Source organism: Amycolatopsis pithecellobii (assembly GCF_009707865.1).
Classification (GTDB): Bacteria; Actinomycetota; Actinomycetes; order Mycobacteriales; family Pseudonocardiaceae; genus Amycolatopsis_E; species Amycolatopsis_E pithecellobii.
Genome location: NZ_WMBA01000014.1, coordinates 114,851 through 127,563 on the forward strand (window position 1 = coordinate 114,851; position 12,713 = coordinate 127,563).

The 12,713-nt window shown below is 66.2% G+C and carries 9 protein-coding genes; 3 read left to right on the forward strand and 6 right to left on the reverse strand.

Features of this window, described 5'->3' with window-relative positions:
* Positions 1-223: 223 nt before the first annotated feature.
* Positions 224-1,399 (forward strand): epoxide hydrolase family protein, encoded by a 1,176-nt coding sequence (locus GKO32_RS12250; protein ID WP_154756962.1) that lies wholly within the window; start codon positions 224-226, stop codon positions 1,397-1,399.
* 17 nt (positions 1,400-1,416) lie between these two features.
* Here GKO32_RS12250 and GKO32_RS12255 read toward each other — a convergent pair whose 3' ends face one another.
* Complete coding sequence (locus GKO32_RS12255; protein ID WP_246243563.1) at positions 1,417-3,273, reverse strand: FAD/NAD(P)-binding protein; 1,857 nt, start codon at positions 3,271-3,273, stop codon at positions 1,417-1,419.
* A 261-nt stretch (positions 3,274-3,534) separates the two neighbouring features.
* On the opposite strand from GKO32_RS12255, the gene GKO32_RS12260 reads away from it, so the two are divergent.
* Entirely contained in the window at positions 3,535-4,941 is a 1,407-nt protein-coding gene (locus GKO32_RS12260) for a class-II fumarase/aspartase family protein (protein WP_154756964.1), read from the forward strand.
* Complete coding sequence (locus GKO32_RS12265) at positions 4,935-6,173, forward strand: MFS transporter (protein ID WP_312867819.1); 1,239 nt, start codon at positions 4,935-4,937, stop codon at positions 6,171-6,173. Before GKO32_RS12260 ends, GKO32_RS12265 begins: the two co-directional genes overlap by 7 nt.
* Positions 6,174-6,179: 6 nt before the next feature.
* Here GKO32_RS12265 and GKO32_RS12270 read toward each other — a convergent pair whose 3' ends face one another.
* The 5 genes from GKO32_RS12270 to GKO32_RS12290 all read right to left on the reverse strand — a co-directional run.
* On the reverse strand, positions 6,180-7,523 hold the full coding sequence (locus GKO32_RS12270) for an MmgE/PrpD family protein (protein WP_208024382.1): 1,344 nt from the start codon (positions 7,521-7,523) through the stop codon (positions 6,180-6,182).
* A 64-nt stretch (positions 7,524-7,587) separates the two neighbouring features.
* The gene (locus GKO32_RS12275) at positions 7,588-8,676 is read right to left on the reverse strand and encodes an FAD-dependent oxidoreductase (protein WP_154756965.1); all 1,089 of its coding nucleotides are present in this window, start codon (positions 8,674-8,676) and stop codon (positions 7,588-7,590) included.
* Between the two features lie 462 nt (positions 8,677-9,138).
* Positions 9,139-10,734, reverse strand: coding sequence for an acyl--CoA ligase family protein (locus GKO32_RS12280; RefSeq protein WP_376765947.1), 1,596 nt, complete (start codon positions 10,732-10,734; stop codon positions 9,139-9,141).
* 18 nt (positions 10,735-10,752) lie between these two features.
* Positions 10,753-12,132 (reverse strand): amidohydrolase family protein, encoded by a 1,380-nt coding sequence (locus GKO32_RS12285; RefSeq protein WP_166459510.1) that lies wholly within the window; start codon positions 12,130-12,132, stop codon positions 10,753-10,755.
* Positions 12,133-12,168: 36 nt separating this feature from the next.
* A partial coding sequence (locus GKO32_RS12290; protein ID WP_154756967.1) for a quinone oxidoreductase family protein occupies positions 12,169-12,713 on the reverse strand: 545 nt, incomplete at its 5' end.

Here is a 12,713-nt window from a genome sequence, read left to right on the forward strand (position 1 = left end):
GCGGCGGAGCCGCTTGCTGTGGGCCGTCAACTGGCACGCTGCTGCCGAATTCTCAGGTGGTTCCTCGCGAGGACAGCGCCGACGTGGTGTATCGGCATACATGAGGAGGCGATCCCGGAGCGAGGGGCCGCCTGAGGTTCCGCTACCCGCACCGCTACGCAAACCACGTTCGAAACAGTCTCTAGAACCGTCTTAGCCGGTTCCGCGATGGCCAGGAGGTCTCATGCCCCGTCTCACCAGCGACGTGCAAGCATTCGAAGCCCACGCAACTGACGCTGACCTCGACGATCTGCGCGCGCGACTGGCCGCGGCGCGGCTACCGGAGGCCGAGACGGTCTATCGCGCCGCGCCCGACCCTCGCCGATGGGCACAGGGCGTTCCTCTCGCCGACCTCGTCGACGTCGTGAACTACTGGCGCACCGGGTACGACTGGCGGTCGTTCGAAGAGCGCCTCAACCGTATCGGCCAGTTCCGCACGACCATTGATGATCTGGGAATCCACTTCCTGCACCGCCGGTCCGCGCGCGCAGATGCCACTCCGCTGATCTTGACGCACGGCTGGCCAGGCAGCATTGCCGAGTTCATCGATGTAGTGGACGAGCTGGCAGATCCGGAAGACGCGGACGCGCCGGCGTTCCACGTCGTGGTCCCGTCGCTGCCAGGCTTTGGTTACAGCGACAAGCCGGCCACCACCGGGTGGGGAACCGAAAAGATCGCGGCCGCATGGGTGGAACTGATGGGGAGGCTCGGCTACCGCAAGTTCGCCGCCCACGGCGGCGACTGGGGAGGCAATATCACCACGGTTCTCGGCGGCAGGTTCCCGGCGCACGTTCTCGGCATCCACACCACGTTCGCGGAGGGACCGCCCGGGTTGACAACGGACGGGCTGACGGCCCTCGAGCGTGAGTGGACCGAGGAGACCCGCGACTTCTACGAGGGCCCCCACGGGGCGTACGCGAAACAGCAGGCGACCCGACCGCAGACCATCGGCTACTCGCTCGTCGACTCACCGGTCGGGCTTCTTGCCTGGATCCTCGACAAGTTCGCCGAATGGTCAGACACCGAAGACAGCCCGTTCGAGACGATTTCCCGAGATCGCGTTCTTGACGACGTCACCCTGTATTGGCTGACGCGGACCGGCGCATCGTCGGCCCGCATTTACTACGAAAGCCACAACTCGCTGGACCCGGAACTTCGGGTCGACGTTCCCTCGGCAATCACTACGTATCCCCGCGACATCGAGAAGTGTCCGCGCCCCTGGGCACAGGAGCGATACCGGCAAATCGTCCGATGGCACTCGCCGGAAACCGGCGGCCATTTCCCGTCGCTGGAGATTCCCGGGTATTTCGTCAAAGACCTGCAAGAAGGCCTCGCGGCAGTGCTGGCTACTCATCGGTGAATCCGGCGGCGTCGACATCAGGGACTCTTCACCCCTGAGAGAGTGCGCAGTATTTCCCTGGCCATAGTGGCGTTCTCGCCGAACGCGACGCCCACCGGCCTGACGAACAGACTCGGTGTCCTCGCGCTGGTATACGGGCCGAGGGCGAACCGGCGTGGGTGGGGAATACCGGTCCTGCCGACGATTCGATGCGTGGGAGTGGTCAGCACCCTTCCCGTCGGAGCGGCGCCGTCCCCCAGGGTTTCCTCCGTAACCTCACCGCGTGCGTGGAGTGCACGAAGCAACGGACTGGCCGTGCGGGTCAGATCCGGTACCGGCAGTCTGGCCTCGACGAGACAGCTCGCGACGACCACTGTGGGGTGACTTTCGCCACCGGCCAAGAATTGTCTGCGCCGCTCGTCCGTCCGGACCCACATTCCCGGCCCCAGGAAGGAGACCACGCCGGCACGGGAAAGCGCTATCAGCTCACTAACCCGGCTCGGCGGTGGCCCCGAGGTGAAATAGTTGCTGAATCCCGACCACCATCCGTCGATGTCGTGGATCTGCGAGCCGGCGGCCATCCTGCCGGTCGCCACCAGCCGCGCGAGCATGTGCCCTGCCGACCGGACCGCGTTGACGGCGCCGAGTTCCGCGCTGAACGCGGTGTCCGTGCGTCGGCGCAGGATCTCGTGCAAATGCTCCTGCAGGTGGTCGGTGAACTCGGCCGCGCCGGTGAACCGCAGGCTCCCCAGCGGGCGGTCGGCGACAGCCAGATCGAGCCGGTCGGCCACCGCAGGCACGGCCCGTGCCTCCAGCTCACTCAGCTCGTCACCAGTGCCACTCACCGCATAGTGGTGGGCGAATTCGGCAAAGCCCATTCGGACACGCTCCGGGTGGCCGGTGAACAGTTCGTGGTAATAGCCCCAGCCGATCTCCTTCGCCACCAGCGGCCACACGTCGGCCCGGAAGTCGAGCGGCTTCGCCGCCGCGGCCAGCCGGCTGACCTCTCCCGGCCCGAAGAATCTCGGCAGGATCGCGGGCTTTCCCTGCAGTCGGTAGCCAGGCTTCGGCAGGTGTGGAACGCCTCGCCGGGAACCCACATAGAGCTTGGGCTCGGCACCCGACGGCCGGTACACCAGCCGGTCACCCTCCTCGCTGAACACTCCACCCCGTTCTTCTGTCAACAGCACCATGAGGTCCGTGGCTGCCAGCCCGAAACCACGCACCAGGACTGTCTCTCCCGGCCCGAAACCGGAAAAGTCCAGATCGGCGGTGTAGCCGGGCGGGAGGTAGGTCAAGTCATGCCGGGCCGCGAAATCGAGCAGGTCCCGCTCGTGCGGAGCCGGTCCGGCCTCCAGATGCCCCAGCGTGAGTACCACCGCATCGACGACGAGCGGGCCGTAGCCGGAATCAAGCCACACCGTTTGTGGCCCGTCCGTGCCGCCGGTGACATCGACGGCCGAGGCGGCATGTATGTGGACATCGACGCCACGGGGCACATTGTTCAGGGTCTCATTGAAATACCAGGTCAGATACGCGCTTTGCAGCCGGCGGGTGGCGAAATGACCCGGATCCGTTACATCCAATTCGGGCAATAGTGCAGCATCCACGTCGGCATTCAGTTGTCCCTTCCGTACCGCCTCGACCCATTCCAGCAGACTGAAATCGGCTACTGGTGCGTTCGCGCTCGCCATGCCATGCATAGTGACGTCGTATGCGCGCGAGTTCATCCGGAGCAACGGAGATTGCGCCTTTCGCCACACCCTGCCGGGGCCCGGCGGAAAGGGGTCCACGAAATGGACGGTGAGCGGCCGTCCGTTCAGTATTTCGGTCGCGTTCGCGCCGATCCGGTTGAGCACGCCCGTCCCGCGAGGGCCCGCACCCACGATCGCCATGGACACGCGAGCGGGATCGTTTGATGGCAGAGCGAGGTGGCCGCGCATGCTTTCCTTTTTCGTGACGCTGGACCGGCGCGAGGACCTCGAACCGGCAGAACACCCCACGAGGGTGGCGGAGTTTTTTGGTTACCAGTGGGTACGAAGCCTCGGGTCGACAATGAGTGCCCATTCGACTTCACCTCATGCGCAAACCATGTTCCGCCACGCCCGCGCTGATTAGCATTCTGGTGTTGATGTTCGGGAAAGAGGGGATCGGCAATGGAGTTCGACGCCCCGGCGGCGTGCAGGCATGAGCGGAGCCACATCACCGATTCGATTTTCCACGGTCATTCTTATGCGACCGCGGCGAGCAAACGGATCTTCTGCGATGTCTGCCGTTACCAGCGTTGGCTGGACGTCGAAGCGGCGCTCGCCATGACCCAGGGTGAACTCGGAATTCTGCCGGCCAAGGCCGCCAAGGACATCGAGGCGTCCGCACGGGTGGAATTACTGGACCTCGACGCCGTCCGCGAGGACGCCCTCCGCTCCGGCCACTCCCTCATCGGGCTGCTTCGCGCCTTGCGGCGCGTCACTCCGGACGATTCGGGTGAATACCTGCACTACGGCGCAACCACCCAGGACATCCAAGATACCGCTCAGTCTCTGGAGATCCGTGATGTTCTCGACGAACTCGACCAGCTTCTGCGGTCGATCGTCACGTCTCTGGTCCGGCTCGCCGAACGACACGGTGACGCGCTGTCCCTCGGCCGGACCCACGCGCAACCCGCGCTGCCGATGGGGTTCGGGGTCAAACTGGCGGGCTGGATCGACGAGATCCTGCGCCATGCCGAGCGGGTCGCGACGATGCGCCCCCGGGTGCTGACCGTGCAGATGTTCGGCGCGGTCGGCACGATGGCGGGTTTCGGCGAGCACGGCCCGGCGGTGCTGAGTGGGTGCGCCGCGCGACTCGGCCTTGGCGTCCCGGCTTCCAGTTGGCACACCGCCCGGGATCGCGTCGCCGAGTACGTCTCGACCCTCGCGATGATCGCCGCCACCCTGGCCCGGATCGCCGACGAGATCCGGCTCTTGTCCCGGCCCGAATTCGCCGAGGTCGAAGAAGCCTGGCAGCACGGCGAAATCGGCAGCAGCACCATGCCGCACAAACGCAATCCCGAACGGTGCGAGCAGGTCGTCGCACTCGCACGGCTGTGCGCGGGGCTGGTCGCCCCGGCCCTGATGGCCATGACCGGCGACGGCGAGCGCGATGCCCGTGCGCTACGTGTCGAATGGGCGTGCGTAGCGGACGCCGCTCATTATTGCCTGGCTGCCGCGACACTCACGGCGGGTGTCCTCGACGGGCTCCGGGTCGACACCCACAGGCTGGCCGCCAACGTCCGCCGTGCCGGCGACCAGTTGGCCACCGAACGGCTGATGCTCGCCCTGGCACGCAAGCTGGGCAGGCAAACCGCATACGAACGGGTGTACGACCTCGTGCAGCGCGCCCACGCCGACGGCCGCTCCGTTCGCGCACAGCTTGCCGACGACCCCACCCTGGCCGGTCTGCTCGATCCCGTCGAACTCGATCACGTCTTCGACCCCATGAGCCACCTCGGCAGGTCCCCGCAGCTCACCCGGCGGGCCGTCGAGGCAGCGACGTCCTGGCTGCAAAAGACCTCCCCGTGGTGACGCCGGCCGACGAGACCGGACTTGTCAAACGGTTCACCTCGTTCGACCGAAACGTCCGGCTGCTCCTGGTCAACCAGTTCACCATCAATGCCGCGTTCTACATGCTCATGCCATACCTGGCGGTATATCTCTCCGGCACGGTCGCGCTGGCAAGCTGGGGAGTCGGGCTCGTCCTGGGATTGCGCAACTTCAGCCAGCAGGGCATGTACCTGGTCGGCGGCACGATCACCGACCGCTTTGGCTACCGCGCGCCGATCATCGCCGGGTGTGCACTGCGTGTCCTGGGCTTCGCCCTCTTAGGCGTCGTCACCAGCCTTCCGGCGCTGATCATCGCCTCGGCGGCCACCGGCTTCGCCGGTGCACTGTTCCTCCCCGCGGTCCGGATCGGGCTGGCGGAGGCGGCGGGGCCGCGCCGGCTGGAGGCGTTTGCCCTGTCGAATGTGTGCAACCGCACCGGGATCCTGGTCGGACCGCTGATCGGGCTCGCACTGACCGGGATCGACTTCCGGCTCACCTGCCTGGTGTCGGCTTCGGTATTCGCGATCCTGACGGCGGTTCAGATCCGTGCCCTGCCCGTTCAGCAGACCTCGCGGCAAGGCGGCCACCTCCTTCACGACCTGCGTGAGGTGCTGGGGAATCGCAGGCTCATCCGGTTCGCACTCGTGATGACCGGCGTATACGTCCTGTCTTTCCAGATCTACCTGGCGCTGCCGCTGGAGACGACGCACCGTGCGGGCGGCACGGTCATGATCACCGTGCTGTTCGCGACCACCGGCGTCATGGCGATCGTCGGCCAACTCCGGCTGGTCCGCTTCTGCCGGCGACATCTCGGCGAGGTTCGCTCCCTCGCGGTCGGAGCGTTGATACTTGCCCTGGCGTTTCTGCCGTTGGCCCTACCGGTCGGTTCGACGAGTCCGTGGCGGTTCGCCCCGCTGCTCGCTTCCGCGGTACTGCTGGGACTGGGCACGATGGTGGCGTTCCCGTTCGAAATGGACGCCGTGGTGGCACTGGCCGACGACAGGCTGGTCGCGACACACTACGGCTTGTCCAGCACGATCACGGGAGTCGGGATTCTGGCCGGGAACCTGTTCACCGGGACGATCCTGAATCTCGCCTGGTCCGCGCGAATGTCCGCGGTGCCGTGGCTCGGCCTCACACTGCTGGGCCTGATCTGTACGCTCGGCATGGGCAATTTCCGGTCGATCCGTCAACGGGAAAAGACCAGTAGCTGAGTGCCCTCAGGCCGGAACGCGGTCCTGCCTGAGGGCCGTGAGCAACGCCGCCAGGTCGCCACCGGCGTCCAGACCACGGATCAGCGCCGGAATGCCGGTCAGTTCGGGGGCGTGGCCGGTGAGTTCGGCGAATTTCGTGGATTGATCGACCGATACGGAGAACGTCTGCTCCCGGTTGCGCCGCTGTGCGTGCACCTGCCCGTCGGCGAACTTCAGCGTGACCTCGGCGAACCGGTCGCCGGGCCGCTCATGGTCCGGCGGCACGCTGTTATCCGGCGAGCGGCGGACTTTGGTCGCAAGGGCGGCGATACGGCCATCGACCGGTCCTTCGCCAAACCGGGTCAGGTGCAGTGAACCGTCGATCAACGCGGCGGCGATGACGTATTCCAGGCTGAACCGCGCCTCGACGCCGGTGGCCGGGTTCCGAATGGCCGGCGCGGTATCCGCACCGGGCGGGAACGACACCACGATCTCGGCGATATCGTCGACCGTGCGCGGTGGCAGCCCACTATGCAGTGCCAGCGCAGCTTCCGCTGCCTGGTGTGTACCGCCGCAGGTGGGAAAGCGTTTGAACACCAGGCCGGGAGCGACAATGCGCCAGGTCTTGCCCCAGCCGTCGAGCAGCCGCGACGGATCTTGTGCGTCGAAGCCGAACACGGCGAAGAATCCGGTCTGCGAGTCGAGCACGTCGGTGTTTCCGTCAAGACCGGCAGCGCTGAATTCCGCTGCCTGCAGGCCCGCACGCGCGGCGAGCCCCGCATGCAAGGGTTTGACTTGCGAACCGAACTGTGCCCGCAGGCCTGCGGCCTGTGTCGCGGCGATACCCAGAGCCACCGTGGTCCGCCCTGGTGTGAGACCGCGTAGCCGTGCGACGGCGGCCGACGCCGCGATCGTGCCGAGTGTGGAGGTCGAGTGGCAACCCCGCGGATAATGGCGCGTTCCGGTGGCGTTACCCAGTCTCGCCGCAACCTCCACGCCGACGATGTAAGCGTCCAGGAAGGCGTTCGCTTCCGTGCTTTCCGTTGCAACGCCCAGCAGGGCAGGCAGGATGACCGAACTGGGGTGACCGCGCATGTCGGTGTGGTAGTCGTCGAAGTCCAATGCGTGGCCGAGATACCCGTTGATCACCGCGGCATCGGCCGGCCGCGCACCCGCGGCCGAACCGACGACTACCGAAGGTCCACCGTCGTCCGCGCCGAGAGCGTGCCGGACGGCGGTCACGCCCGAGTCCGCCGCGCCACCGAGCGCAACGGCGATGAAGTCGAGCAACCCCGCGCGTGCGGCCTGTCGTGCGGCACCATCCGGTCGCACCGACGTGATCGCGCGTGCCAACTCGGTGTCCGTGCTCACTTGTGCTCCCCTGGTGCGTCGATGGATCCTCCTGCGAATGCAGCCACGCCCCACCCGAAGCTGGTCAGGCAACGAGCCCAGTAAGGAGGTCGACCGCCTCCTCGGCGCACCCCCAGGAAAAGGTGAATCCGGAGCCGCCGTGGCCGGTGTTGTGGACGATCCTGGTGCCCGGCTCGCATTCCAGCCGGACGTTGCGCTGCCGGTACGGTCGCAGCCCGACACGCACCGGGTTACCCTCGACCAGCCGCAGATCGCGCAGGACCGGCAGGAATTCCTGGCATCGGCGCAGCATCGCGGCGATCGGCGGATAGGACGCCATTGTCAGGTCTGTTGACCATTCGCCTGCCTCGACCAGACCGCCCAGCACCAGCCGATCGTGGCCGCGCGGCACGATGAAGACCATGTTCTGCCCCTCCACTGCCTCGTCGAACGAAAGGCAGTGCGCCTCGGTCACCCTGTGGTCGCGGTAGGCGTGAACCACCGCGCCCCGTAACGGGGTCATGTCGTCGTCGGCGAGCTCAACAGAGCCGAGCCCGGAGCAGTTCACGATCGCCGTGGCCCCGTAAGCCTCGCGCAGCTGGGTTTCCTGGTCCGCCAGACGCCCGGAGACGCGCCCGGGGCGCACCACGCACCCCGCGTCGAGCACCGCATCCATCAGCCATTCCAGGTACTTGTCGGTGTCCACCATCGGCGCCAGATGGCAGTAGGCGTCGACCACGCCCGCGTCGGTCGAGACTCCGTTCTCCTTGATCAGCCTTTCGTCGTGGCGGAAGTCTTCGACTCGTTCACGCAGCTCGGTCATCTTGCGGTACTCGTCCGGGTCGTGCTCGACCGGCGTCCGGAAGTAGAAGTTCGCCGTACGCAGGTGCACTCCGGTGGCCGGATCGTCCGCCATCTGGCGGAACACGTCGTACGAACGGGCCGCCCAGTCTTTCGACCGCGCGAGCGAAACCTGGTCACGATGCTGCCCGCACACCGCGGGCGGCCACTCCCACAACGCCCCTGCCACGTTCGACGTGACATGCGGCGCGAATCTGTCGGCGAGCACGATCACGTCATAGCCTCTCCTCCTGGCGCAGAGTGCCGTGGTCAGCCCGATGACGCCTGCCCCGACGATGAGTACTCGAGCGGATCCAGCTGAGTACGCGCGCATATGGACCTCTCGCTGTTCGACGACATTGGTCGATTGCAGTCAAGCACCGTCGAAACAAAGCCAGGCAATATTATGTTCATTCGACCGAAAACTCTGCGCGGCGGAACAGGCGACAATGACGGGTCCCGCCTGCGGTAGCAGACGACGAGGGAGCAGCGCAAGGATTCGATATTCTCCTCGAATCAGTACCAACAATTTCGGCCGATTCGTACGCTGTGCAGCAGGAAGGTTTCGGTCGCCTTCGGCCCCGCAAACAATGTGTGCCGGCAAATGAGCCCAGGAACGTGCGGTTGCCGAACAGAGCAAGGGATGGCCATGACCCTGTTCCGCCTGGACGCCGGTATCCAGGAGGAAGGCTCGACGTCCTTCCCGCCGACGCGTGGGGCACCGCCGTCAGCGCCCGGGACGACGATTCTCCCAGGCCGCTGACGGGCACAACGGTCGTACCTCACACGCTCGAAATCACGACCGTCCGCGGAGCTCGAACTTCTGAATCTTGCCGGTGGACGTCTTGGGCAGCTCTTCGATGATCTCGACGTCCCGAGGGGCTTTGTAGCGCGCGATCTTCGACTTCACGTGCTCGATCAGTTCCTCGGGTGTGGCCTCGCCGCCCGGCGCAAGCACGACGAACGCCTTCGGTCGCTCGCCCCACTTTTCGTCGGGCACGCCGACCACCGCGACCTCCAGGACCGCCGGATGGGAGACGACAGCCTGCTCGACCTCGACCGTGGAGATGTTCTCTCCGCCGGAGATGACGATGTCCTTGGCACGGTCGCGCAGTTCCACGTAGCCGTCGGGGTGCATCACACCCAGGTCGCCGGAGTGGAACCAGCCGCCCTCGAACGCCTTCTCGGTGCCGGCCGGGTCCTTGTAGTACCCGGTCATCACGTTGTTGCCGCGCATGACGATCTCGCCCATCGTCCGCCCGTCCCGCGGCACGTCACGCATGTCCTTGTCCACCACGCGGAGGCGGTCGGTCTGCAGCATCCCGACGCCCTGGCGGGCCTGCAGCCGGGCACGCTCCCCGGGGCCGAGTTCGTCCCACGCGCGCTGGTGCTGGTTGACCGAATAGGGCCCGTAGGTCTCGGTGAGCCCGTAGACGTGCACGATCCGGAAGCCCATTTCCGCCATCTGCAGGATGGTGGTGGGGCTCGGCGGGGCGCCGGCGGTGGTGACGACGAGCTGGTAGTCCAGCTTTGCCGCCTGTTCCGCGCGCATGATCGTGGTGACGACGGTGGGTGCGCCGTTGAGGTGGGTGACCCGGTGTTCGGTGATCAGCTGCCAGATCCGGTCACCGCGGACCTCGCGCAGGCAGATGTGGGTGCCGCCGATGCCGGTGAGCGCCCACGGGGTGCACCAGCCGTTGCAGTGGAACATCGGCAGCGTCCAGAGGTAGACGCTGTCCGGCGTGTGCGCCGAGTGCACGATCTCGCCGAAGGAATTCAGGTACGCGCCACGATGCGAGTACTGCACGCCCTTGGGCCGGCCGGTGGTGCCGGAGGTGTAGTTGATCGAGATCGTCGAGTCCTCGTCGGCGACCTCCCATGGCAGCGGGTCGTCCGAGCCGCGGGCGAGCAGGTCGTCGTAGCGCACGCCGGAGCCGGTGCCGTCGCCCGGGTTCGCCGGGTCGATCACCGTGATGATCTCCTCGACGGTCTGCAACTCCCGGGCGACGGGCTCGACCTGCGGGTACAGCGCGGCGTCGACCACGAGCACCGTCGCGCCCGAGTGGTCGAGGATGTAGCGGATCTCCTCGGTGGACAGCCGGGTGTTGATCGCGACCAGGATCGCCCCGGCCAGCGGCACGGCGAAGTGCGCCACCAGCATCTCGGGCAGGTTGGGCAGCAGGTATGCCACCCTGTCCCCGCGCTCGACACCGAATCCGCGCAGACCGTGCGCCACCCGGGTCGCCTCCGCGGCGAACTCCGCATACGTCCAGGTGCGGTCGCCGTAGACGATCGCGGTCTTGTCCGGATAGACGTTCGCCGAACGTTCCAGAAAGGCCAAGGGCGTCAGCGGAGTCCGCCCGACGCGGGAAATAGAGGCGTTCATGGTCATGTTTTTCGGCTCCAGAGCTCAGATACGGGCCGGCTCGGCTAACACGCCGGTGAGCAGGCTCGTCTTTCCTCCGCTCCTGCGGACCACGCGCTCGCGCGCGTCTCGTGCCTCGGAGCATACTTTCTCGATATCGACATCAACCAGTTTTCCACGCCATTTTCTGATCTTCCCGGCGACCATCACCGTGTCGACGTTGCTTGTGTCCATGGCGGTGACGATCGCGCCGTAAGCATCGTTGACCGGTGCCACGTTGATCAGATCGGTGCGTAGCAGGATCAGGTCAGCTTGTTTCCCGACGGCGATCGAGCCCGTCCGGTCCGCCAGTCCGGTCGCGGACGCACCTGCCAGCGTTGCGAAGTTCACGACGTCGTGCGATCGCAGCAGGGCCGGCGCCGTCTCCCCGCGGAGCATCAACTCGTTCGCGTTCACCCGCTGAGCGGCGAATGCCGACCTCATCTGGGTGAAGAAGTCACCCGCGATACTGACCTCGACATCGACGCTCAGGCTCGGCACCAGACCTCGGTCCAGTGCCCTCTGGATCGGCGGAGTGCCGTGCCCCATCTGCATCTCGATGGCACTGGAGATCGAAACCGCCCCTCCGGAATCCGCGATCAGCTGCCACTCGGTGTCGCACAGGGTGTTCCCATGGATGAAAAGGGTGCGGTCGCCCACCGGATTGTCCAGGAGGAACTGCTCCAGGTGCCGGTGCTGGCCGTACTGGGAGACACCGACGTGTACCGCGACCCGGACATCGAGTTCCTTGGCCAGTCTCCAGTCGTGAGCCGCGACGTCGGCGGGCAGCACTTCGGGACCTGCCGCGGCGAGGGCCAGCGTGACCAGCGAATCGCTGCTGGCGAATCGGCGGCCGGCAATATTCCGCGCGTCGTCGGGCAGCACTCCCGCTTCACCGGCGGCAGGACCGAACGCGAAGACGGCGCGGATGCCGGCAGCGGTCAATGCGTCGACAGCCGCGTCGGAGTGCTGTGGCGTGTTCTGGACCTGCGACCAGTCCAGGATCGTTGTCACGCCCGAGTTGAGTGCGCCGAGGGCGCTGATGTAGTTGCCGGCGTACACGTCCTCCGGTTGGAAGTTCGCGGCCAGTACATTGTGGACGGTGCTCATATATTCGGCAAGATCCGCGTCGGGCACGCTGTTCCGGAGAATTCCCTGCCACAGGTGGCGGTGCGTGTCCACGAACCCGGGAAGGACGATGGTATTGCGGGCATCGATCTCCGGCACGCCCGGAGCTTCGACGTCCGGGCCGACGTCCACGATCTTTCCGTCCCGGACGAGAACGTTGGCACTCTCGAAATCGCCGAGGCCAGGATCCAGCGTGAGAACGCATCCGCCCCGGATGAGAAACGTCGAACCAGTTGGAGGGAGGTCGTTCGCATGCACCGTGAGGACTCCTTTGTCAATGGGTACCAGGAACTTTCATGAAATGGCCACAACGACGCGTCCGGCGTTCTTCTCGGATTCGATGTGGGCGTGAGCGTCGGCAATATTCTCCAGAGCGAACAGACGGTCCGGCGCAACGCGGAATCCCTTCCGCACTTCACTCCACACACGGTCGAGGGCGGCGAGATTGCCGGACCGCACGCCGATGATTCGTTGGGACTTCAGATACAGCTGCCGGAGATCCACCGGAACCGATTCGCCCTGGAGACTTCCGGACGACACCACGGCGCCACCTGGGCCCAGCAGCTCCAGATTCGTGGACCACTGGTTGTCCACGCCCAGGTTGTCGACGATGACTTCGGCCTGTGCTCCGTCGAACGCGGCCAGCACTTCCTCGGCATAGGCAGAAGACTGCGGGTCGAGGACGTGGTCGAGCCCCAGCTCGCGGAGGCGAGCACGCTTTCCCTCATCGCGGGACGTGACGACGACCGTGGCGCCGAGGTGCTTGGCGAGCAGCGCAGTCGTCGAGCCCAGTCCGCTCGAGGCCCCGGACACGAGGATTCTCGTCCCCGGGCCCACCC

What these genes read in the sequence shown, in the direction of transcription:
- GKO32_RS12260 (WP_154756964.1), top strand. Translation starts at nt 3,535, where the DNA reads ATGGAGTTCGACGCCCCGGCGGCGTGCAGGCATGAGCGGAGCCACATC.
- GKO32_RS12275 (WP_154756965.1), bottom strand. Translation starts at nt 8,676, where the DNA reads ATGCGCGCGTACTCAGCTGGATCCGCTCGAGTACTCATCGTCGGGGCA.
- GKO32_RS12280 (WP_376765947.1), bottom strand. Translation starts at nt 10,734, where the DNA reads ATGACCATGAACGCCTCTATTTCCCGCGTCGGGCGGACTCCGCTGACG.
- GKO32_RS12250 (WP_154756962.1), top strand. Translation starts at nt 224, where the DNA reads ATGCCCCGTCTCACCAGCGACGTGCAAGCATTCGAAGCCCACGCAACT.
- GKO32_RS12255 (WP_246243563.1), bottom strand. Translation starts at nt 3,273, where the DNA reads ATGGCGATCGTGGGTGCGGGCCCTCGCGGGACGGGCGTGCTCAACCGG.